The 21797-nt window shown below is 68.5% G+C and carries 19 protein-coding genes and 1 pseudogene; 9 read left to right on the top strand and 11 right to left on the bottom strand.

What is annotated here, in order from left to right:
* The first annotated feature begins 8 nt into the window (after positions 1 to 8).
* The 3 genes from cydB to cydC all read left to right on the top strand — a co-directional run bounded on the left by cydB (position 9) and on the right by cydC (position 4594).
* Positions 9 to 1040, top strand: a complete 1032-nt coding sequence (cydB, locus tag ACFQ9K_RS31605) for a cytochrome d ubiquinol oxidase subunit II (protein ID WP_378725792.1) — start codon at positions 9 to 11, stop codon at positions 1038 to 1040.
* 3 nt (positions 1041 to 1043) lie between these two features.
* Complete coding sequence (gene cydD / locus ACFQ9K_RS31600; RefSeq protein ID WP_378725790.1) at positions 1044 to 2819, top strand: thiol reductant ABC exporter subunit CydD; 1776 nt, start codon at positions 1044 to 1046, stop codon at positions 2817 to 2819.
* 74 nt (positions 2820 to 2893) lie between these two features.
* Positions 2894 to 4594, top strand: coding sequence for a thiol reductant ABC exporter subunit CydC (cydC, locus tag ACFQ9K_RS31595; protein WP_378983953.1), 1701 nt, complete (start codon positions 2894 to 2896; stop codon positions 4592 to 4594).
* A 361-nt stretch (positions 4595 to 4955) separates the two neighbouring features.
* Here cydC and ACFQ9K_RS31590 read toward each other — a convergent pair whose 3' ends face one another.
* The 6 genes and pseudogenes from ACFQ9K_RS31590 to ACFQ9K_RS31565 form a co-directional block, all read right to left on the bottom strand.
* Positions 4956 to 5663, bottom strand: a complete 708-nt coding sequence (locus ACFQ9K_RS31590) for an FABP family protein (protein ID WP_378725401.1) — start codon at positions 5661 to 5663, stop codon at positions 4956 to 4958.
* Between the two features lie 192 nt (positions 5664 to 5855).
* On the bottom strand, positions 5856 to 6161 hold the full coding sequence (locus tag ACFQ9K_RS31585; RefSeq protein WP_040730884.1) for a DUF1416 domain-containing protein: 306 nt from the start codon (positions 6159 to 6161) through the stop codon (positions 5856 to 5858).
* A 5-nt stretch (positions 6162 to 6166) separates the two neighbouring features.
* Entirely contained in the window at positions 6167 to 7000 is an 834-nt protein-coding gene (locus tag ACFQ9K_RS31580; protein ID WP_378725398.1) for a sulfurtransferase, read from the bottom strand.
* Positions 7001 to 7124: 124 nt separating this feature from the next.
* Positions 7125 to 7601 (bottom strand): annotated as a pseudogene (locus ACFQ9K_RS31575) (DUF4395 domain-containing protein); the annotation flags it as partial.
* Between the two features lie 287 nt (positions 7602 to 7888).
* Positions 7889 to 8329, bottom strand: coding sequence for a thioredoxin family protein (locus ACFQ9K_RS31570; protein WP_378725396.1), 441 nt, complete (start codon positions 8327 to 8329; stop codon positions 7889 to 7891).
* Complete coding sequence (locus ACFQ9K_RS31565; protein WP_378725394.1) at positions 8326 to 9135, bottom strand: DUF2993 domain-containing protein; 810 nt, start codon at positions 9133 to 9135, stop codon at positions 8326 to 8328. Before ACFQ9K_RS31565 ends, ACFQ9K_RS31570 begins: the two co-directional genes overlap by 4 nt.
* Before the next feature lie 223 nt (positions 9136 to 9358).
* Between ACFQ9K_RS31565 and ACFQ9K_RS31560 the strand changes: the two genes are divergently transcribed.
* The 6 genes from ACFQ9K_RS31560 (at position 9359) to pstB (ending at position 15359) form a co-directional block, all read left to right on the top strand.
* Positions 9359 to 10123: a winged-helix domain-containing protein gene (locus ACFQ9K_RS31560; protein ID WP_378725407.1), complete on the top strand. Its 765-nt coding sequence runs from the start codon at positions 9359 to 9361 to the stop codon at positions 10121 to 10123.
* Positions 10124 to 10328: 205 nt separating this feature from the next.
* Entirely contained in the window at positions 10329 to 11249 is a 921-nt protein-coding gene (gene mshD / locus ACFQ9K_RS31555) for a mycothiol synthase (protein ID WP_378725392.1), read from the top strand.
* Positions 11250 to 11492: 243 nt separating this feature from the next.
* Positions 11493 to 12608 carry a phosphate ABC transporter substrate-binding protein PstS gene (gene pstS / locus ACFQ9K_RS31550; RefSeq protein ID WP_378725390.1) on the top strand — a complete coding sequence of 372 codons (1116 nt, stop codon included), beginning with the start codon at positions 11493 to 11495 and terminating at the stop codon, positions 12606 to 12608.
* A 94-nt stretch (positions 12609 to 12702) separates the two neighbouring features.
* Positions 12703 to 13674, top strand: a complete 972-nt coding sequence (gene pstC / locus ACFQ9K_RS31545) for a phosphate ABC transporter permease subunit PstC (RefSeq protein WP_378725405.1) — start codon at positions 12703 to 12705, stop codon at positions 13672 to 13674.
* A complete protein-coding gene (pstA, locus tag ACFQ9K_RS31540; RefSeq protein ID WP_378725388.1) occupies positions 13671 to 14573 on the top strand; it encodes a phosphate ABC transporter permease PstA in 903 nt (300 codons plus the stop codon). Before pstC ends, pstA begins: the two co-directional genes overlap by 4 nt.
* A 9-nt stretch (positions 14574 to 14582) precedes the next feature.
* Entirely contained in the window at positions 14583 to 15359 is a 777-nt protein-coding gene (gene pstB / locus ACFQ9K_RS31535; protein ID WP_150403887.1) for a phosphate ABC transporter ATP-binding protein PstB, read from the top strand.
* A gap of 84 nt (positions 15360 to 15443) precedes the next feature.
* Here pstB and ACFQ9K_RS31530 read toward each other — a convergent pair whose 3' ends face one another.
* The 5 genes from ACFQ9K_RS31530 to dusB form a co-directional block, all read right to left on the bottom strand.
* The gene (locus ACFQ9K_RS31530; RefSeq protein WP_378726479.1) at positions 15444 to 16940 is read right to left on the bottom strand and encodes a hypothetical protein; all 1497 of its coding nucleotides are present in this window, start codon (positions 16938 to 16940) and stop codon (positions 15444 to 15446) included.
* A complete protein-coding gene (locus ACFQ9K_RS31525; protein WP_378726477.1) occupies positions 16937 to 17230 on the bottom strand; it encodes a type VII secretion target in 294 nt (97 codons plus the stop codon). The genes ACFQ9K_RS31530 and ACFQ9K_RS31525 overlap by 4 nt, the downstream gene beginning before the upstream one ends.
* A gap of 157 nt (positions 17231 to 17387) precedes the next feature.
* Positions 17388 to 18050 (bottom strand): phosphate signaling complex protein PhoU, encoded by a 663-nt coding sequence (gene phoU, locus ACFQ9K_RS31520; RefSeq protein ID WP_150403891.1) that lies wholly within the window; start codon positions 18048 to 18050, stop codon positions 17388 to 17390.
* A 100-nt stretch (positions 18051 to 18150) separates the two neighbouring features.
* Positions 18151 to 20427: an LCP family protein gene (locus tag ACFQ9K_RS31515; RefSeq protein WP_378726474.1), complete on the bottom strand. Its 2277-nt coding sequence runs from the start codon at positions 20425 to 20427 to the stop codon at positions 18151 to 18153.
* Between the two features lie 190 nt (positions 20428 to 20617).
* Positions 20618 to 21760: a tRNA dihydrouridine synthase DusB gene (gene dusB / locus ACFQ9K_RS31510; RefSeq protein ID WP_378726483.1), complete on the bottom strand. Its 1143-nt coding sequence runs from the start codon at positions 21758 to 21760 to the stop codon at positions 20618 to 20620.
* Positions 21761 to 21797: the final 37 nt, after the last annotated feature.

The raw sequence follows: 21797 nt of genomic DNA, 5'->3' as shown, positions 1-21797 counted from the left end.
AGCCGGCGATGAGTCTGCAAGAGTTCTGGTTCGTGCTGATCGGAGTGCTGTTCACCGGGTACTTCGTGCTGGAGGGCTTCGACTTCGGGGTCGGTATGCTGATGCCGATCCTCGGCCGGGGCTCCGACACGCGAAGGCGGGTGGTGCTCAACACCATCGGGCCGGTGTGGGATGGCAACGAGGTCTGGGTGATCACCGCGGGCGGCGCCATGTTCGCGGCCTTCCCGGAGTGGTACGCCAGCATGTTCTCCGGGTTCTATCTGGCCCTGCTGTTGCTGCTGGTCGCGCTGATCCTGCGGATCTGCGCGATCGAATACCGCGGCAAGATCAACGACCCGCGCTGGCGGGCGCGCTGCGACCTCGGCATCGGCATCGGTTCCTGGATACCGGCGCTCGCGTGGGGCTGGGTGTTCGCCAACATCGTGCGCGGGGTGCCGCTGAACGAGAAGAAGCAGTTCGCCGGGTCGGTGTGGGACCTGCTCGGGCCGTACGCCCTGCTCGGCGGATTGACCACGGGACTGCTGTTCGCCCTGCACGGCGCGGTGTTCCTCGGGCTGAAGACCGGCGGCGAGGTGCGCGACGACGCGCAGCGCACGGCCAAGCTGCTGCTGGTGCCGACGGCGGTGGTCGTCGGCGGGTTCGGCCTCTGGACGCAGCTGGCCTACGGCACCGGGTGGACCTGGATTCCGTTGGCGCTCGCGGTGATCGGGCTGGTGGCCGCCGCGGCCGCGGTGTTCGCCGATCGCGACGGATGGGCGTTCCTCGGCACCACCGTCGTGGTGGCGGCGGCGACCACGCTGCTGTTCGGGTCGCTGTTCCCGAATGTGCTGCCCTCCACCATCGATTCGGCGTTCGACCTGACCATCCACAACGCGTCGTCGACGCCGTACACGCTGAAGGTGATGAGCTGGGCGGCGGTGCTGGTCACCCCGGTCGTGCTGGTCTACCAGGGCTGGACGTACTGGGTGTTCCGCAAGCGGATCACCGTCGATCAGATTCCCGCACCGGTCGGCTTGCCGCTCGGCTCCGCGAAGGAGTGAGTCATGGCCCGCCCACCCATCGATCCGCGCCTGTGGCGGTACGCCCGCTCGGCCCGCCGTTACCTGGCGCTGAGTGTCGCACTGTCCGTGGTGATCACGGGATCGATCGTGGTCGCGGCGGTCATGCTGGCCCGGACGCTGGCCGGGGTCGTCACCGATCCCGGCCGGCGCACGCCGGCCGCCTGGGCGACCGAGCTGCTGGTGCTCGCGCTCGCCGTCGCCTGCCGGGTGCTCGCCACCTGGGTGCAATCGCGGTTGGCGCACCGCGCCGGAGCGGACGTGGTGGCGGAGCTGGAGACCGCCGTGCTCACCGCGGGGGCGCGGTTGTCGCCGCGGGAACTCGAAAGCCGCAGAACCGAACTCGCGGTTGTGGTGGGTACCGGATTGTCGGGGCTGCGCGGATATCTGATCGGCTACGTTCCCGCACTGCTGCTTGCGGTGCTGGTCCCGCCGATCGTGTTGGCGGTCATCGCGATTCATGACCCGGTGTCCGGGCTGATCGTGGTGATCACGCTGCCGTTGATTCCGGTCTTCATGATCCTGATCGGCCTGCTGACGCAGGGGAAGGCCGAGGCGACGCTCGCGGCCACGACCCGGCTCTCGGATCAACTGCTCGATCTGTTCGCCGGCATGCCGACGCTGCGGGCGCTCGGGCGTGAGCGCGGCGCGTCCGGGAGTCCCGCCGCGGGCGTGGCTGATTCGCCTGCGGCGCGGCCCGGCACGATGGCCGGTCGGGTGCGTGAGCTCGGCGACGGGTTGCGGCAGCGGACGATGCGGGCGCTGCGCATCGCGTTCCTGTCCTCGATGGTGCTGGAACTGCTCGCGACGTTGAGCGTGGCGCTGGTCGCGGTGTCCATCGGCCTGCGGCTGGTGTTCGGTGAGATGAGCCTGTACGCAGGCCTGGTTGCCCTCGTGCTGGCTCCCGAGGTGTATCTGCCACTGCGGATGGTGGGTGAGCGGTTCCATGCCGCACAGGACGGAATGGCGGCCGCGGACAAGGCCTTCGCCGTACTCGAGACCGAGTCGGGAGCAGCTGAATCCGGCGCGACCTCAGTTGTCGCCGACTCGTGGGATTTCGCCGGCGTCGTTCGACTGCACGAACTGTCCGTCGCGGCGCGGAACGGGTTCGCGCCCCACGGGTTGTCGGCGGAGCTGCGACCCGGTGCGGTGACCGTGCTCGCCGGACCGAACGGCAGCGGGAAATCGACGGCGGTACAGGCGATCCTGGGTCTGATCGCGCCGGACCACGGCTCGGTGACCGTGGACGGCGTGGACGTGCGCGAGCTGGATCAGGACCAATGGTGGGCACACGTCGCGTGGCTGCCGCAGCGCCCGGTGCTGGTGCCCGGCACCTTGCGCGAAAACCTGGAGCTGTTCGGCGCGCGGGCCGGGTCACCGGTCGCGCACGGACCCGCCCGGGTCGTCGATGATCTCGAAGCCGCCTGTGCGGCAACCGGATTCGATACGGTCCTGGACGAACTGCCCGAGCGCTGGGACACCGTTGTCGGCCCCGGCGGCGTCGGCCTCTCCCTGGGCCAGCGCCAGCGCCTCGCACTCACCAGGGTCCTCGCCGCCGACCGCCCGATCCTGCTCCTCGACGAGCCCACCGCCCACCTCGATGCCGACAGCGAAGCCGCGGTCCTCGCGGCCCTGCGCCAACGCGCCCGCGACGGCGCCACCGTCATCGTGATCGGCCACCGCCCAACGGTTCTCGCCGCGGGCGACCACGTTGTCCCGGTGCGCGCCGCAGCGGCCGAGCCGGTCGAAGTGACGATCTGATGGGCAGCAGGCTCTGGTCGCGGGCGATCCCGGGGGATGAGAGTGTCGGCGGCGGAGGGGCGTTGACCGCGGCGATGGACGGGGGTGCGTCGGTGCGCGACGATGTGCGGCGGATGTGGGCGTTGCTCGAGCTGTCCCGGTGGCGGGTGATGGTGGCGATCGGGTGGGGCGTGCTTGCGCTCGGGAGCGGGCTCGGGCTGGCCGCGCTCGCGGCGTGGTTGATCGCTCGGGCGTGGCAGATGCCGCCGGTGCTGGACCTGAGCATCGCGGTGGTGACCGTGCGGGCGCTGGGGATTTCGCGCGGGCTGGCCCGGTATCTGGAACGGCTTGCCACGCATGACGTCGCGTTGCGCGCGATGGCGACGGCGCGCACCACGGTCTACCGGAGGCTGGCCGGATCGGACCTCTGGTTGCGCAGGCCGGCCGGTTCGCGGTCGCCGGTCGACGGCGCGGGGCGCGCCGGGCCGGTGCGGCGCGGCGACCTGCTCGTCCGGATCGGCAGCGACATAGACGATCTCGGCGCCGTGGTGGTTCGAGTCTTCGTTCCGGTCGCGGTCGCCGCCGTGCTGTCCGCGGTGGTGATCGGTGTGCTCGCCACGATTTCGGTGGCGGCGGCCGCGATTCTGGCTGGGGCACTGGCGCTTTCCGGGATGGTCGCGCCCTGGCTGTCGGCGCAGGCGGCGCGCGAGGCGGAACGTGCCGTGCGCGCGGATCGGGCGGAGTTCACCGCGCAGGCCCTGACGGTGCTGGATCACGCGGCGGAATTGCGCGTCGCCGGTCGGCTGGACTCGGCCCTCGACACCGCCGCCGCGGCCGCGCGCCGCGCGGTCGCGGCGGAGGACCGGGCTGCCGCCCGCAGCGCGTGGTCGGCGGCGGCTACCCCGCTCGCGATCGGCGCGAGCGTGCTGGGCGCCCTGCTGATCGGCATCACCCGCTACGGCCCGTCCGGCGGCGCGCCGGGCGCGATGACCCCGATGGCGCTCACCGTGCTCGTCCTGCTGCCGCTCTCGGCCTTCGAAGCCGTCGGTCCACTGCCCGCCGCGGCCCAGTCGCTGACCACGGCCCGCGCGGCCCTGCATCGGCTGATCCGGCTAGACGGCGACGCGCGGCCGGACGATGCCGGCGAGCACGCCGCCACCGCATTCGAACACCCTCTGTCCCAACAGCTTCCCGAGATCCCGGCGGGCCGCCGGATCGCTGTCGTCGGACCGAGCGGTGCCGGAAAGACCACGCTGCTCATGACCTGGGCCGGCCTGTTCGGCACCCCCCGCACCGGCGTGACGTTCTTCGCCGAAGACGCCCACCTGTTCGGCACCTCGGTACTGGAGAACCTGCGCGTCCCGCGCGGCGACGTCACCGAGGAGGAAGCCGAAACCGCCTTGCGCACAGTAGGTCTCGGCGACTGGCTGAACTCGCTGCCGAAGGGCGTGCACACCGATCTGATCGGCGGCGCGGCCGCCGTCTCCGGTGGTCAGCGCCGCCGCATCCTGCTGGCCCGAGCGCTGGTGTCCCCGGCGCAGGTCTTGCTGCTCGACGAACCCACCGAGCACCTCGAGGCCGAGGCGGGCGCCGACCTGTTGCGCGCCTTGCTCGATGCGGGCAGCGGACTGGTCGCCCCCGATCGGACTGTGGTCGTCGTCACACATCAGCTGCCGCCGGGCAACCGGGCCGACGTGATCGTCCGGGTGGAAGCATCGGACCAGGTCACGGCCGATTTCGTCACCGGGGGAGTCCCCACTTCAGCCCACCGAGAAATTCCGTTGCCGACCCGCTGAGTCGTGGCTAGATTCGTTGGTACACAAGGAAGGAGGTGGTTCGAAGAATGTATGTTCAAAGGACTCGTGAGGTGGCTGCGCGCTAGCGCCACCGCTGCAGGTGATTCGCCGCGCGAGCGTTAGCGAATTCCACGCAGTCACCCGGCCCCCGAGCCCCCGTTTGAGTCCGAACGGGACCCGTACGTCTAACCCACGTACCGGTAAGGCTCGGGGGTCGTTCTTGTCCGCCCCTCCGAGTATTCAGGCCAGACTCGTGTGCCGCGATAGCGCCGTTGGCGACCGGCGGTGACTCGGTCGCGGAGTTAGCCGGTACCCGATGAGTTACCCATGTTCTCGCGAGATCAGTGGGCGAATAGGGCGGCTAGCCGATGTAGCGCTGGAGCCGCGCGGAGAGGCGGGGCTCGAGTGGGCCGTCGGCTACTACACGCTCTTCCACGTAAGCCAGATCGCCGCCCTCGACGATGCCGTAGAGGCGCTTGGCGCCGCCGACGACGATGCCGGACTGGCTGCGGATGACCACATCGGTGGCGAGCTCCCAGGACGACTGGGTGAGCGCCTGGCCGTAGAACAGTTCGACGATGCCGGTGCTGTGCGTGAGCAGCAGCTCGATCACCTCGTCGTTGCCGTCGATGCCGACCCGCCAGAAACCGCTCTCGCGCAGATCCGGGCCGGAGTAGTTGCCCTCGGTGTCGAGGACCCAGGAGCGTGACTCCCAGGACAGGTAGTCGCCGCCGTCGTGCGCCACCACGATCTGCTGACCGAACCGGTAGTCGCCCCGCTCGGGGCTGTTGCCCTCGCCCTCGCCGCGCCAGACGCCGACCATGGGCAGCAGCGCGAGCATGGAGGAACTCAGGTCCGGTCCGAGCCGCAGGTTCGCGGTGTCCTCGGGCAGCGGCAGGTCCGGCAGCACCGGAATGTTGCGGGCGCCGGTCGACTTCGCCCGCTCTACGGCCTCGGACACGGCCTGATCGCCGCTTCGGCGCGGAGCCGAATCGGCGGAGCCGTTGCCGTTCAGTTGTTCACTCGCTTGCTCGGCCGGATTAGAACCCTCGCTCGCGAGATCACTCATGATTCGGTGAACAGCCGGTAGAAGACGTACAGGCCGAACCAGCCGATGAGGATGGCGACGGCCACCAGCAGAATCTCGAAGAAGAGGACCACATTTGGAGTCTAACGACAACCACCGCCGGATACGCAGACGACCCCGGTGCTTCCCGTCATAGTGGGGGAAGCCCGGGGCCGTCAGCTGCGGTAGGTCTGCTTACTTGGCGACCGCGACGTCGACCGGGTGGATGCCCGCGCCTTCCGGGCGAACCTCCGCCGAGCCGTTGCCGGCCGAGGAGAGCGCCCGCAACGTCCACGCGCCCGGCGCGGCGAAGAAGCGGAAGTCACCGGTGCCGGAGGCGACGACCTCGGCGGTGAAGTCACCGTTGCCGTCGAGCAGGCGCACGAACGCGCCGCCGACCGGCTGACCGTCGGTGCTCAGGACGCGGCCGGTGATGACCGTCTCCTTCTCCACATCGACGCCGGCGGGAATGGCCTGACCCTGGGTAGGTGCTGCGCACATGGTGTTTACGCTCCCAACTCGATCGGTGCACCGACGAGGGAGCCGTATTCGGTCCAGCTCCCGTCGTAGTTCTTGACATTGCTGTGGCCGAGCAGCTCCTGCAGCACGAACCAGGTGTGCGAGGAACGCTCGCCGATGCGGCAGTAGGCGATGGTCTCCTTCTCGCCGTCCAGGCCCGCCTCCTGGTAGATCTCGGCGAGCTCGGCGTCGGACTTGAAGGTGCCGTCCTCGTTCGCGGCCTTGCTCCACGGCACGTTGATCGCGGTGGGGATGTGGCCGGGACGCTGGCTCTGCTCCTGCGGCAGGTGCGCGGGCGCCAGGATCTTGCCGGAGAACTCGTCGGGCGAACGGACGTCGACCAGGTTCTTGGTGCCGATGGCGGCGATGACCTCGTCGCGGAACGCGCGGATGGTCACGTCGGGGGCGGCGGCCTTGTACTGGGTGGCCGGGCGGTTGACGCCGTCGGTGGACAGCGGGCGGCCGTCGAGCTCCCACTTCTTGCGGCCACCGTCGAGCAGCTTGACGTTGTTGTGGCCGTACAGCTTGAAGTACCAGTAGGCGTACGCGGCGAACCAGTTGTTGTTGCCGCCGTACAGGATTACCTCGTCGTCGTTCGAGATGCCGCGCGCGGAGAGCAGGTCGGAGAACTGCTCCTGGTTCACGAAGTCCCGACGAACTTGATCCTGCAGGTCCTTCTTCCAGTCGAGCCGGACGGCACCTTCGATGTGGCCACCGTCATAGGCGGAGGTGTCCTCGTCGACCTCGACGAAGACGATGCCGGGGGCGTTGAGGTTCTCTTCGGCCCAGTCCACGGAGACCAGGACATCGGAGCGAGCCATGTTGTTCCTTTCAGAGATGACTTGCGGATCAGTTCGGTGCCGGGGACCCGGCGGTGTGAACGTCAGGCCCGGAGGCGGTAGCTTGCGTCACCACGGAGGGCCCGTGAACACCGCCAGAGGGAGCAGCAGTCCGGCGGAAACGGGCTACCAGGGGATAGATCTGGCAACCCAGGCAGATCCCGAACGCCGCGTTCAGGAACGCGGCGAACAGGGCAAAGCCGGCGAAGACCGCGCCGACAACTGTGGAGCCGAGCGCGAAGCCCAGCAGGCTGACCGTCGCGAAGACCAGGCCGAGCAGCTGAGCGAACTTCAGCGGCGGCACGGGCTCGGTCTCGGTGGTCGGGGCCACCCGCGGCGCGACGAACTTCGCGTAGAGCCGGCCGTACGGATGCCTGCGCGGCCCGTAGGCGGCGCCGATGGCGAACACGACGGCTTGGATGGCGATGAGCACCGCGGCGGCGATGGGGGAGAAGACGGCGGCGATCAGCACCAGGACGAGGACGGCGGTGGTGACCCACGCGGCGAAGCGGGGTCCGCGAACATCTACCTGCCCGTTGGCAATTGGCTGATTCTGCGAAGTTTTACCGATTTCGGTGGACATTGTGCGTACTCCTGCGCTGGATGCGACTGATGGCTGGAAAATTGCCAGTTCGCCGGGGGATCATCGAGATCACTCGCACGGCGGACAGAGGTCGGCGTCAGGAAATCTGGAAAAGCCGACCGCTCAGCGGCACAGGCAGCAACAACCACCGAGGCGGCACAGATCAACTGTGCGGCGTCGGGTGAGCATCAGCTCGTGGTTGTAAAGCACGAAAGCAGTTTACCTAATCGGGCGGGAGAAAAGGACCCCGGGTTGATCACAGCCGCCCGGGAATCCTGTCAAGGCGGCTAAGCGGCGACGGTCAGCGGCTCCAGCGCGGACCGCAGATCGGTCACCTTCGGCACGCCGGAGATCCGAAAGCGTTCGCGGCCTTCACTATCGAAGACGAACGTGGTCGGCAGCGAGAGCACGTTCAGTTCTTTGGCCAGCACCGGCTCCGCGTCGATGTCCACCTCGATGTCCAGCGGCGGCTGCGCGGACTCGGCCAGCTGTCCGGTGACGTCGGCGACGACGCGGCGCACCGCGGCACAGGGTCCGCACCAGTCGGCGGAGAAGTGCAGCACCGCGGGCACCGATCCGGTCACGCCGACGGCGGCGAGCAGATCGGCCCGCGCCGAGCGGGTTTCGCCGTCATCGGCCACGCGGACCCGGCCGTCGCGGCGGCGCAGGACGACACCCACCGCCAGCGCGGCGAGCAACATCACTGCCAAGATTGTGATTTCGATCATGGTCGCTGCAATCGGTCGAGGTCGATCGTCACGTTCACGCCCTTGCCCTCCACTACGATCCACCCGCCTTGCGCGCTCACCTTGGTGGGATGGACACCGAACGGCAATTCCTTGATGTCGATAGTACGGGTGAAGCGCGCGAGCACCGCCGAGCGAGTGGCCGCCGGGATGGCCTCCTCCGGGATGGTCTTGTCGTTGCCCGCCTGCGGGCAGAAGCCGGTCGCGACGACTTTTACCTGGTCGCCGTCGAGGGACAGGTCGGCCTGGACGAAGACCTTGTCGGTGCCGTACTGGAGACCGGCCAATTCCGGCAGGCTGCCGAACAGGCACAGCGGCTCGTCGTCGGCCGCGGTCATGCCCGACCCGCCGGATCCGCCCGTGCCGTCGGACTTGTCCCGCTGCGGCGGGCCCTTCACCTGCAGGTCGGGGATGGTGAACAGGCGGCCGAGCTCGGTCGGCCCGATGCGCAGCGAGCTGTCGACCTGCTCCGCGGGCACGTCCTTCAGGCTGCCGTCGACCAGATCGTGCAGCGGGATCCGCACCCCGGTCAGATTCGCCTCGAATTCGTATTCCCCCGGCGTATGCGGAAGATTGCCGCTCGCCCTGATCCAGACATCGTCATAGCGACCGCCGGACGCCTGCATGAGGAAGGAAACACCGCGGATCGCGACCGCGGGATCGGCGGGCAGATCGGTGCCCTGGCGTAGTGCGCGCGAGACCCGGTATTCCGAATAGGCGGCGACGCTGAAATCAATGACCACTGCCAGTCCCGCGAGAATCAGCAGCCCGATGATGAGCTTGCGCATTGCTGAACCTTATAGAGCGGTTGCGGGCACCGTCGCATCGGGAAGCGGGCGCGACAGTGCATTTCTGGTATCAGACATATCACTCGGCATGACTCGGCGACCCGGATGGCGAGGTCATCGGGGTCGACGCGCTAATCTTGCATCCGAATTACCTGTGATCAGCGACGTGGCCCCCGGCAGTGCGGCTGTTGTCCAACGGAGCTACGAGATGGGAGGAGAGCTTGTGGAGCTACTCCTGCTGACCTCCGACCCCAATCCCGACGCGGTCTTGCCCTCGCTGTCGTTGCTGGCGCACCATGTGCGCCCGGCGCCGACCGAGGTCAGTTCGCTGCTGGAGGCGGGCACCGCGGACGTCGCACTGGTGGACGCCCGGACCGACCTGGCCGCCGCGCGCGGCCTGTGCCGTCTACTGGGCAGCACCGGGTCGTCGGTACCGGTGGTCGCCGTGCTCACCGAGGGTGGCCTGGTCGCGGTGAACGCCGACTGGGGACTCGACGACATCCTGCTGCCCGGCACCGGGCCCGCCGAGCTGGACGCCAGGCTGCGCCTGCTGGTCGGCCGCAACGGCGGCGTGGCCAGCCCGGAGAACTCCGGCAAGATCACGCTGGGTGAGCTGGTGATCGACGAGGGCACCTACACCGCCCGGCTGCGCGGCCGTCCGCTCGACCTGACCTACAAGGAATTCGAGCTGCTCAAGTACCTCGCTCAGCACGCGGGCCGGGTGTTCACCCGGGCCCAGTTGCTGCAAGAGGTGTGGGGCTACGACTTCTTCGGCGGTACCCGCACGGTGGACGTGCATGTCCGGCGGCTGCGCGCCAAGCTCGGCAGCGAGTACGAATCGCTCATCGGCACCGTGCGCAACGTCGGCTACAAGGCGGTGCGCCCGTCGCGAACCGCGGCCAAGGGCGAACCCGCGCCCGTCGCGGAGGACGAACCGGAGGGCACCGACGACGCGCCGCTCGCTCCGGTCAACGGCTCCGTGCAGTGAGTTCGGCGGGCCCGCCGAACAATCCGAAACACCGTCGCGTCATTATGTGTTCGCGTCGCGTTCAGCGCGCCGGGACCGGTATCCGACGCGCGGTGGCCCGGTCGCCGATCGGCCGCGGCCGATCGCGAAATGCGGGGCCGCGCACTGACGTTGTCCGGGTAGGGCGCCCATTCGGGATGCCGCGGAACGCGAGGAATGGAGCCCGATGAACGGCGTGGCAACAGAGTGGACCGAGCGGCTGGACGCGGACGCCGCCGCGGACGTCCGGCAACTGCTCGAACGCGCGGTCGCCGCCGACGGCGTGGCCCCGATTTCCGAGCAGGCCGTCCTGTCGCTGAGCGCGGGCGATGACCCCGCGGTGCGGCATTTGATCGCCGTGCGCGACGGCGCGATCGCCGGGTACGCGAATCTCGTTCCGGCCCATGGCGAACACCCGGCGATGGCCGAGGTGGCGGTCGATCCGCCGGCCCGCGGGCACGGCATCGGCAGCGGCTTGGTCGCGGCGGCGCTGGCCGAGGGCGGGCCGGGCACCCGGGTCTGGGCGCACGGAAATCTGCCCGCCGCCAAGGCGGTCTCGGCCCGGCTCGGTTTGCTCACCGCGCGCGAGCTCTGGCAGATGCGCCGCCCGCTGGCAACACCCGAGCTACCCGAGATAACGGCCCGCGGCCGAGTGACCATCCGCACCTACGCCGGGCCCGCCGACGACGCCGAGATCCTGCGCGTGAACAACGCCGCCTTCGCCTGGCATCCGGAGCAGGGCGGCTGGACCGAGCGCGAGCTCGAGGTGCGCCGCGCCGAGTCCTGGTTCGACCCGAAGGGCCTGTTCCTCGCGACGGACACCGCCGATCCCGCGCGCGTCCTCGGATTCCATTGGACCAAGGTGCATTACGACGAGAACCCGGCGGTCGGCGAGGTCTACGTGGTCGGCATCGACCCGGCCGCGCAGGGCCGCGGGCTCGGCCGGCTGCTGACCCTGGTCGGCCTGCATCATCTGCGCGAACGCGGCCTCGCCGAGGTGCTGCTCTACACCGAGGCCGACAACACCGCCGCGGTGCACACCTACACCCGGCTCGGGTTCACTCCGGCGCACATCGATGTCGCCTACTCGGCGGCCTCAGCTGAATAGCAGGGGCCGCTCCGGGGGCATCTGAGTAAAACTGCGGCAAATGTCACACATAACGGGCGCAATCGCGCTTGCCTGTTCACCCGCCGTTCACTCAGGTCGGTCCAACTGTCAACCACGTGACTTTACGTTGATTGGTGGGCAGCCCACGGCTGCCTGGTGCGCAAGTTCCCCGCGAACAGCACCACATCACCCGTCCGGGCCAGGTGAGGGACCGGACGAGTAGGACGCCTTTCCGGAGGAATAGTGAATCTCAAGCGCAGCAGCGCCCTCGTTGGTGTGCTGGCCGTCGGTGCCATGACGCTCGCCGCCTGTGGCAGTGACGACAACACCACCGCCGGCAACGACGGCACCACTGCCAAGTCGGACATCGCCTGCGGTGGCAAGAAGGCGCTCAAGGCGAGCGGCTCCTCGGCGCAGAAGAACGCGATGGACCGCTTCGTCGCGGCCTACGAGGCCAACTGCGACGGCAACACCCTGAACTACACGTCGAGCGGCTCCGGCGCGGGCGTCAACGAGTTCATCGGGGCCCAGACCGATTTCGGCGGCTCCGACTCGCCGCTCAACGCGAAGAAGGACGAGATCACCAAGGCGCAGGACCGCTGCGGCGCGCCCGCCTGGAACCTGCCGACCGTCTTCGGCCCGATCGCCATCACCTACAACATCGACGGCGTCACCGACCTCGTGCTCGACGGCCCGACCGCCGCCAAGGTCTTCAACGGCACCGTCGCCACCTGGGACGCCCCGGAGATCAAGGCGCTCAACCCGAACGCCAAGCTGCCCTCGGACAAGATCTCGGTGATCTTCCGCAGCGACGAGTCGGGCACCACCGACAACTTCCAGCTCTACCTGGACGCGGCGTCCGACGGCGCGTGGGGCAAGGGCGCGGGCAAGGCGTTCACCGGCGGTGTCGGCGAGGGCGCGAAGGGCAACGAGGGCACCTCGGCCGCCATCAAGAGCACCAAGAACTCGATCACCTACAACGAGTGGGCGTTCGCGAAGTCGCAGAACCTGTCCATCGCGCAGATCATCACCTCGGCGGGCAAGGACCCGGTCAAGCTGACCGCGGCCTCGGCGGGCAAGTCCATCGACGGCGTGAAGGTCAAGGGCGAGGGCAACGACCTGGTGCTCGACACCAGCTCGTTCTACAAGCCGACCGAGGCCGGCGCCTACCCGATCATGCTCGCCACCTATGAGATCGTTTGCTCGAAGTACAAGGACGCGGACACCGCCAAGGCGGTCAAGGCGTTCCTGACCTCGGCGACCACCAACGGCCAGAAGGGGCTCGACGAGGCCGGGTACGTCCCGATCCCGGACAAGTTCAAGACCCGCCTGACCACCGCGATCAACGCCATCTCCTGATCGCACCGTTGCAGCCATGACCGTGCACCCTGAGGTGACCGCCGCGGGCTCGTCGGATTCGACGGGCCGGCGGGCGGCCGGAGACATTCCCCCTATGTCGAGTGAACCTGGCACCGAGCCGGCCAAAAAGGCTCGTTCCGCCCAAAGCAACCGGGCCGAGATCGTCTTCCGGTCTCTGGCCACCGCTTCGGGCGCGATCATCGTCGCCGCTATCGCGCTGATCGCGTTGTTCCTGTTGATCCGCGCGGTGCCCTCGGTCATGGCGAACGAGGCCAACTTCTTCACCAGTTCCGAGTTCAAGACCGGCGACGCCGACCATCTGCGGTTCGGCATCAGGGACCTGTTCATGGTCACGGTGCTGAGCTCGGCGTTCGCGCTGGTCATCGCGGTCCCGATCGGCGTGGGGATCGCGCTGTTCCTGACCCACTACGCGCCGAAGGCGCTGTCGCGGTCGTTCGCGACCCTGACCGATCTGCTGGCCGCGGTGCCGTCGATCGTGTTCGGCCTGTGGGGTTTCCTGGTCCTCGCGCCGCACCTGAAGCCGGTGCAGCAGTTCCTCAACGACAACCTCGGCTGGTTGTTCCTGTTCTCCGACGGCAATGTGACCATCTCCGGCGGCGGCACGATCTTCACCGCGGGCGTGGTGCTGGCGGTGATGATCCTGCCGATCATCACGTCGGTCTCGCGTGAGGTGTTCGCGCTGACGCCGCCCGCGCACATCGAGGCGGCGCACGCGCTCGGCGCGACGAAGTGGGAGATGGTGCGGATGACCGTGCTGCCCTACGGCCGCAGCGGGGTGATCGCCGGCTCCATGCTCGGGCTCGGGCGCGCCCTCGGTGAGACCATCGCGGTCCTGGTCGTGCTGAAGACCTCCGCGCAGGCGGGCGGCTGGTCGCTGTTCGACGGCGGCTACACCTTCGCCTCCCGGATCGCCGCCTCGGCGTCGGAATTCAGTTCACCGCTGCCGACGGGTGCCTACATCGCCGCCGGTTTCGTGTTGTTCGCGCTGACCTTCGTCGTCAACGCCCTGGCACGGCTCGCGGCAGGCGGAAGGGTTAACGGATGACCAGCACAACGCTCGACAAGCCGATCAAGGCGCCGACCTTCCGTGATGTGAGCTTCGGCCGCAAGATTCGCAACAACATCGCGACCGTGGTGGTGTGGCTCTGCTTCGCCATCGCCCTGGTGCCGCTGGCCTGGGTGCTGTTCACGGTGATCAGCAACGGCATCGAAGCGGTCGCGTCGCTGGACTGGTGGCAGAAGTCGCAGAAGGGCATCCTGCCCGAGCAGACCGGTGGCGGCGTCTACCACGCGATCTACGGCACCATAGTGCAGTCCGCGGTGGCCGCGGTGATCGCGGTGCCGATCGGCGTCATGGCCGCGGTCTACCTGGTGGAGTACGGCCGGGGCAGGCTGGCCAAGGTGACCACCTTCATGGTCGACATCCTCGCGGGTGTGCCGTCCATCGTCGCGGCGCTGTTCATCTTCGCGCTGTGGATCGCCACCCTCGGCTTCCCGCAGAGCGCGCTGGCGGTATCGCTGGCGATGGTGCTGCTGATGCTGCCGGTCGTGGTGCGCAGCACCGAGGAAATGCTGAAGCTGGTCCCGGACGAACTGCGCGAGGCCTCCTACGCGCTCGGCATTCCCAAGTGGAAGACCATCGTCCGGATCGTCGTGCCGACGGCGCTGCCGGGCATGATCAGCGGCATCCTGCTGGCGCTGGCCAGGGTCATGGGCGAGACCGCGCCGGTGCTGGTGCTCGTCGGCTACAGCAAGTCGATCAACACCAACCTCTTCGACGGCAACATGGCCTCGCTCCCGCTGCTGATCTACCAGGAGCTGGCGAACCCGGAGGCGGCCGGCCGCGAGCGCGTGTGGGGCGCGGCCTTGACGCTGATCCTGCTCATCGCGCTGCTGTACGCGGCGGCCGCGGTCGTCAACAAGCTGCTCACGCGGAATCGATAGGAAACTCAGATGGCCAAGCGGATCGACGTCAAAGACCTGAACATCTTCTACGCGAAATTCCACGCGGTCGCCGACGTGGACCTGACCGTGCTGCCGCGCAGTGTCACCGCCTTCATCGGCCCGTCGGGTTGCGGTAAGTCCACCGTGCTGCGCTCGCTCAACCGCATGCACGAGGTGACGCCGAATGCCCGCGTCGAGGGCGCGGTGCTGCTGGACGGCGAGGACATCTACGGCTCGCAGGTCGACCCGGTGGGTGTGCGCCGCACCATCGGCATGGTGTTCCAGCGCCCGAACCCGTTCCCCACCATGTCGATTCGGGACAACGTGGTGGCCGGGCTGAAGCTGCAGGGCGTGCGCAACAAGAAGGAGCTCGACGAGGTGGCCGAGCGCTCGTTGCGCGGCGCGAACCTGTGGAACGAGGTGAAGGACCGCCTGGACAAGCCGGGCGGTGGTCTGTCCGGCGGTCAGCAGCAGCGACTGTGCATCGCCCGCGCGATCGCGGTATCGCCGGACGTGCTGCTGATGGACGAGCCCTGTTCGGCCCTGGACCCGATCTCCACGCTGGCGATCGAGGACCTGATCACCGAGCTGAAGAAGGAATTCACCATCGTCATCGTCACCCACAACATGCAGCAGGCCGCGCGCGTGAGTGACCAGACCGGCTTCTTCAACCTGGAGGCCCAGGGCAAGCCGGGTCGCCTGGTCGAGATCGACGACACCGAGAAGATCTTCTCCAACCCGGGGCAGAAGGCGACCGAGGACTACATCTCCGGCCGCTTCGGCTAGTCCGCGCTACCCACGACACAGCCCCGGTGCCAGACCATTCGGTCGAGCACCGGGGCTGTGTCGATCAAGGACAAGGGGCGGTGGTTATTGCTGGGCTGCTTCGGGTTCGGCCGTTTCGATCACGTAATTGTTCGGGCGGTGCTCGCGCTCGGACTCGTTGCCGCGGGTCGGCGACGGGAGGCCGAAGAGGCTGCTGCTCGCGGGCGCTGTCGCGGCAGGGTTTCCGGTGTAGGTGGCGGGGTTGTTCGGAGCGGGGGCCTGCTCGACGGATTGGGTGTGCGTAGTGGCGAGCGGCGTCTGTGGTTGCCCGGTGGGGGCGTTGGCTGGCGCCTGTGGCTGTCCGGTAGGGGCGTTGGCCGGCGATTGTGGCTGTCCGGTAGGCGGATTGGCCGGTGATTGCGGCTGTTGCCCGGTGGGCGGCGTCTGGGCCTTGTCGGGGTTTCCTGGCTGTGTGCTGTCCGGCGTCGCGCCGGGGGTGTTGTCGACCGCGTGATCGACGCTGGTGATCAGGGTGCTCGCCGCGGTGGCCAGCTTTTCGGCCGCGCCGCCCGCCGAGTCGATGAGGTTCTTACCCGCCTCGCCGCCGGCCTTGATGATGTCGTCCCAGTCGTCGTCGAGTTTGCCGATCGACTCGATCAGGGTGGGCACGTTGCCGGTGATCGTGCCGATGGTGCTGACCATGTTGATGACGTTCGCCGGAGTCCAGGAATTCGGGTCGTTGGCCGAACCGGACCCGACCTTGGTGGTATCGGTTGCCGCCGGATCGGCCTTGACCTCGGTTTTGGCGGGTTGTTCTTTGTTGTCGGTTTTGGCGGGTTGTTCTTTGTTATCGGTCTTGGCCGGTTGTTCCTTGTTGTCGGTCTTGGCCGGGGCCGTCGCACTCGGATCCCCGGCCTTTTCGTCCGTATTGCTCTTCGGACTGCCCGCGACCGGCACCTGCTGGTCCTTCGCCTTTTCCTGGGTCGCCGCGGGAACCGTGCTCGCGGGCTGGTCGGCGCTGATCTCCTGCGCGGTGAGCGTCGACTTCGGCGAGCCGGTGACCGCGTCGATCGGATCGCCCTCGCCGAGCGCCGCGCTCTGGGTCTGCACCGCGGTGTTCGCCTGCTCGATGGCGGTGACGATGCCGGCCTGGGTGCCGACCATCTCGTTGAGCGCGGTGGTGATCGCCGTCTGATGGGTGTGCAGGTCTTCCTCGCCGGAGCCGTCGCCCGACGCGGTGACCTGCCAATCGTCGGAGACCTTGAATCCGGCGGTGGTGGCCTCGGTGACCTTGTCCAGCAACGACTGCCGGTATCCGGTGAGCGTATTGCCGCCGTTGATCAGGGCATTGGCGAGTTCGGTCGTCTCCTGTGCCATTTTGTTGGCAGTGTCGCGATCACCGGCTATCCGGTCGTAGGCCGCGTAATAGGCGTCGCCGCTCCAATGCGAGCCTGCGTCCCTGATCTGGGTGACCGTCTGATCGATCAGCGTGCCGAACTCGGTATTGCGCGTCTTGATTTCCTCGCCGGCCTCGTTGAGTTTCCAAGGCTGCCATTGGTTTTGGACCTGGCTGAGGGTCGGGTTCTGGTCGCCGCTCTTCATTGCCCACCGCCCAGCTTCTTCAGGGCGGCCTGGAAGTCGGTATCGGTCACCTCGTAGTTGGTGGCACCACCCTTGGCGATATTCGATATCGCCTTGCCGCGCTGTGCCATTCGCAGCCAACCGGCCTCGATGGTCGCGCCGGCCGTGGCGCAGGCGTCGGTCACGGTGGAGCCGGGCAGCGCGGAGCTCAGCGCGTTGACGGTCGTGCTCACCTTCAGCGCGGCGATCTCGCCACTGATCTTGTCCATCGACGCGGCCAACGCACGCAGCTCGGTAGGATCGACCTTCATTCCGCCCCCTCTGTGCCGAAACTCCCATAACGGCATCCGCGTAGCGAGTCATCCACCGCTCAGCTACCCGGCTAATCTTCATTCCCGGCCCGCGAGACGTCAAGTCCCGCAATGCAAAACTGCCTGCCATCTTATGCGGACGGCAGGCAGTTCCCGATTACGACTCGGCGTCCGGATCCGGCGGCAACACGCCCGTAACCAAGAAGATGACCCGGCGGCCGATCTCGACCGCGTGGTCGGCGAAGCGCTCGTAGTAACGGCCGAGCAGAGTGACGTCGACGGCCGCGGCGACGCCGTACTTCCAGTCGCGGTCCATCAGCAGCGTGAACAGGTGGCGATGCAGATCATCCATCGCCTCGTCGTCCTCGTTGAGCTGCGCGGCGCGCTCCGGATCGCGGGTCTCGAGCACCTCTTTGGCGCCCGCGCCCATGTTGACCGCGATGCGGCCCATCTCGGCGAAGTAGCCGTTGACCGCCTCGGGCAGCGCGTGGTTGGGGTGGCGCCGCCGGGCCACCTTGGCCACATGCAGCGCCAGCGCGCCCATCCGATTGACGTCGGCCACGATCTGAATCGCGCTCACCACCTGCCGCAGGTCACCCGCGACCGGCGCCTGCAGCGCGAGCAGGGCGAACGCCCGTTCCTCGGCATCCTGGATCAGCTCGGCGATTCGGTCGGACTCGGTGATCACCTGCTCTGCCAGAGCGAGGTCGGCCTGGAGCAGTGACTGGGTGGCCCGGTCCATGGCCGAGCCGGCCAGCCCGGCCATCTCGCCCAGGAGGTGGGCGAGATCGGCCATTTGCTCGTTGTAGATGACACGCATAAAACCAGACATTAGTTCCCAGCGCTGACCAAGTCACGAACGGAGGGTGAATGACCGGTGCCGAACGGTAGCGCTGGTGTTGCCGCAGGTCCGGTCGGCGCTACTTGCAGGTCTCGTCGGCCGCGTTCACATGCTCCAGGTCCGACGGCAGGGTGACCGGCGTCGCAGGCGCCATCGAGGGCACGTTCGAGATCGGGTCGCCGACCGGCGTCGGCGTGCGCACCGTGCCGTTGAAGTCGCCGCCGATGACCACCTCGACGATGCCGCCGAGGTCGCTGGCCGACTCCATCAGCGCACCGGGGATCGAGCTGGCCACCGTGGCCGCCGCGGCCTCCTGCCCGGCCCCGTACCTCACCTTGGAGGTGACCTCGCTGCCGCCGGAGTAGTTGCCGATGTTGAAGATGCCGAAGCCCTGGTTGCCCAGCTTGGTCGCGGCCCGCTGGGCCAGGCCCGAGGTGCCGGAGCCGTTGGAGACCAGCAGCGAGACCGTGCTCGGGTCGACGGCGGTCAGCTTGGGCGGGGTCGGCGGCGCGGACGGGATGGAGCCGGGGGCCGGGGTGATCTTCTTCTCGCCGGGCAGCGGCTGATCGTCGCGGATCGCCTTGAAGATGGCCTTGATGTCCTGCTCGCGCGGGATCTCGTTGCCGTAGGAGGTGGTGCCTGCGGTCGGAATGGTCAGGAAGGTGACCGTGCCCGCGTCCAGCTTCTGCAGCGAGCGGCCGAGGGTGAGCAGGTCCTGGGGCGTGACCCGGTCGACCGAGGTGTGGTTGGTGAACGCGTTGATGAACCCGTTCAGCTTGCCGGGATCGAAGAGCACCTTGCTGGAGAGCGCGCCGCGCAGCAGCGAGGCCATGAAGCGTTGCTGCCGGTTGATCCGGTCGTAGTCGCTGCGCTCTTCGCCGTAGACGTGCCGGGCGCGCACGTAGTTCAGCGCGGTCGAGCCGTTGACCTTCTGCTTGCCCGGGGTCTCCAGCACGGTGCCGAGGATCTCGTCGTTGATCGGCTTCGGCGAGCACACCTCGACGCCGCCGATCTGATCGACCATGGCCTCGAAGCCGGCGAAGTCGACCGCGATGAAGTGATTGATCGCGCTGCCGGTCATCCGCTGGATCGTGGTGAACAGGCACTTGGGCCCGCCGAGCGCGTAGACCGCGTTGAGCTTGTCGCCGATGGCCGACGGGAAGGTCTCGGCGGTGTACTGGGCCTTGTCGTTGTCCCAGCCGTTGCACTGCGGCCGGGTGACGTCGAGGTCGCGCGGGAACGAGACGACCACGACCCGAGAGCGGTTCTTCGGGATGTTCACCAGCATGACGGTGTCCGCGCGGGAACCCTCGGCGTCGTCGAGCGTGCCCGCGCCGACCTGACTGTTCACCCCCGCGCGGGTGTCGGTGCCGACGAGCAGATAGTTCTCGTCACCGAGCTGCGCGTCCGAGTCGACCACGTCGTCGCTGTTGTCGTCGATCGCCGAGATCTGGGTGAAGTTGTTGCCGGTGGAGCGCAGGTAGCTCCAGCCGCCGCCGGTGACCAGCAGGCACAGCACCGCGAACATGGTCAGGGCGCTGCGGCCGGCCAGGCGCAGCCGCTTGTTCCGGCGCTGCTTGCTGGCGGCCAGCCGGGACAGCGGCGCGGCGCCGACCGACTTGGGTTGCGCGGCACCGGATTCGTCGCTGGTGGGCCAGTCGGTCTGCTTGCGCTTGGCCCTGGTGGTCTCGGCCAGCGGCGGCAGAATGTCGGTGACTTCTTCGGCTGTCTCCTGCTTGGCCCTGGCGGCCGCCGGAGCGGACTTGCGACCGTCTTCGCCGCGCCGGTTGGGCGTGCGCGCCGGGGGCGCACCCGCGATGTCCTGGACGACCGGCGAGCCCGCGGTGCGGGTCGGCGCGGATTCGGCGGGGCGCCGGGGCGGCTGCTCGGGCGGGCGTCCCGCGGCGGGCTGCCGACGGGTCGGCTCGCTCGGCCGCCGGGCGGCCTGGTCCGGCTGGCGCGGCGGGTCTTGACGGCGCGGCGGTTCGGCCGGGCGGCGCTGAGCCGATTCCGCCGGGTGGCGCTGAGCCGATTCCGCCGGGTGGCGTTGGGTGGGTTCGGCGGGGCGCGGTTCGGATCCGGTGGGTGTGGGCCGGCGCGGGCCGCGGCTCGGCGCCGCACCGGTTTCCGGAGGTTGGGCGGCGCGCCGGCCGCGTCGGCCGGAGCGCTCGTTGTCGACCTTCTGGACCAGATCTTGCACGGTCAGCGGGGCGGAGCCCGGGTCGGCGGTGGCGTCGGTATGCCGGGACCGCCGGGACGACCGGGAGCCGTCTCGGTCGTTGTCCTCCGTGGGATAACGCTCCCACGGGGCGCGATCTCCGGGCCGTGGCGAACGCCCGTGCCGATCGTCACCCACCAACGAACCTCGCTTTTCGTCTACGTCGCCGCCTTGGGCCGCACTCGACCGGCTTCACCGATTCCGCAATGATAACGATTCCGCCACGGCGAGCCACCTGAGTGCGAAATCGAATTTGCCACACGGTGGTTTGGATACCCGAACCGGCGTCGCTTCGGCCGGGTATCGGCCGTGCGCTATCGTCCGGTTCTCAGCCGCCGCTGTGCATTACGTCGGCGGCGTGCGGTACGGCCGGGTCCTGCGGGTCGTCCAGCCAGCCGTGCGGCAGCGCGACTTTGCCTGGGGAGCCTTGTCTTCCGCGCGGGCCCTCGGCGTCCTTGGGGAACGGCGCGGTCGGATCCAGCTGTCCGACAAGGTCTTCCAGCTCGGTGAGGCGCGATACCGTGGCGAACGCGCGGCGCAGATCGGCGCCGACCGGAAAGCCCATCAGGTACCAGGCCATGTGCTTGCGTAGGTCGCGCATGGCCTTGTCCTCGCCGAAATGCTCGGACAGCAGCGCGCCGTGCCGGTACAGCACCTCGCCGACCTTGCCGAGATTCGGCGGCGTCGGCAGCGCCTCGCCGCGCAGCGCCGCCTGGAGCTCGGCGAACAGCCACGGGCGGCCGAGGCAGCCGCGGCCGACCACGACACCGTCGCAGCCGGTTTCGGCCATCATCCGGACCGCGTCGGCGGCGGAGAAGATATCGCCGTTGCCGAGCACCGGAATCGTGGTGACGGCTTCCTTGAGCCGCGCGATGGCCGACCAGTCGGCCTGGCCGGAGTAGCGCTGGGCCGCGGTCCTGGCGTGCAGCGCGACCGCCTGTGCCCCTTCGGCTTCCGCGATGCGCCCGGCGTCGAGGTAGGTGAGGTGTTCGTCGTCGATGCCGATGCGGAACTTCACCGTCACCGGGACGCCGGCCGGTTCGGCGGCGGCCACCATGGCGCGCACGATCTGGCTGAACAGCGCCCGCTTGTACGGCAGCGCCGCGCCGCCGCCGAGCTTGGTCACCTTCGGCACCGGGCAGCCGAAGTTCATGTCGATGTGATCGGCCCAGCCCTCGCCGACGATGATCCGCACCGCCTCGCCCAGCGTGGCCGGGTCTACGCCGTAGAGCTGCATCGAGCGCGGCGACTCGTCCGCGTCGAACGCCATCATGTCCAGGGTCTTCTCGTTGCGCTCGACCACCGCCCGCGCGGTGATCATCTCGCAGACATAGATAGAGGTGGGGCTACCGAACTCGCGGCACAGCTTGCGAAACGCCAGATTCGTGATGCCCGCCATCGGCGCGAGCACCACCGCCGGATCGACCGGATACGGCCCGATCCGCAGCGCACTCTTCACCCCGGTAGTCATCGTCACGCCGTTCAGTCTCTCATTTCCGCACGTAAGC

The organism is Nocardia sp. NPDC056564, assembly GCF_042793755.1.
GTDB lineage: Bacteria > Actinomycetota > Actinomycetes > Mycobacteriales > Mycobacteriaceae > Nocardia.
This window is presented reverse-complemented; position numbering and strand designations above follow the sequence as displayed.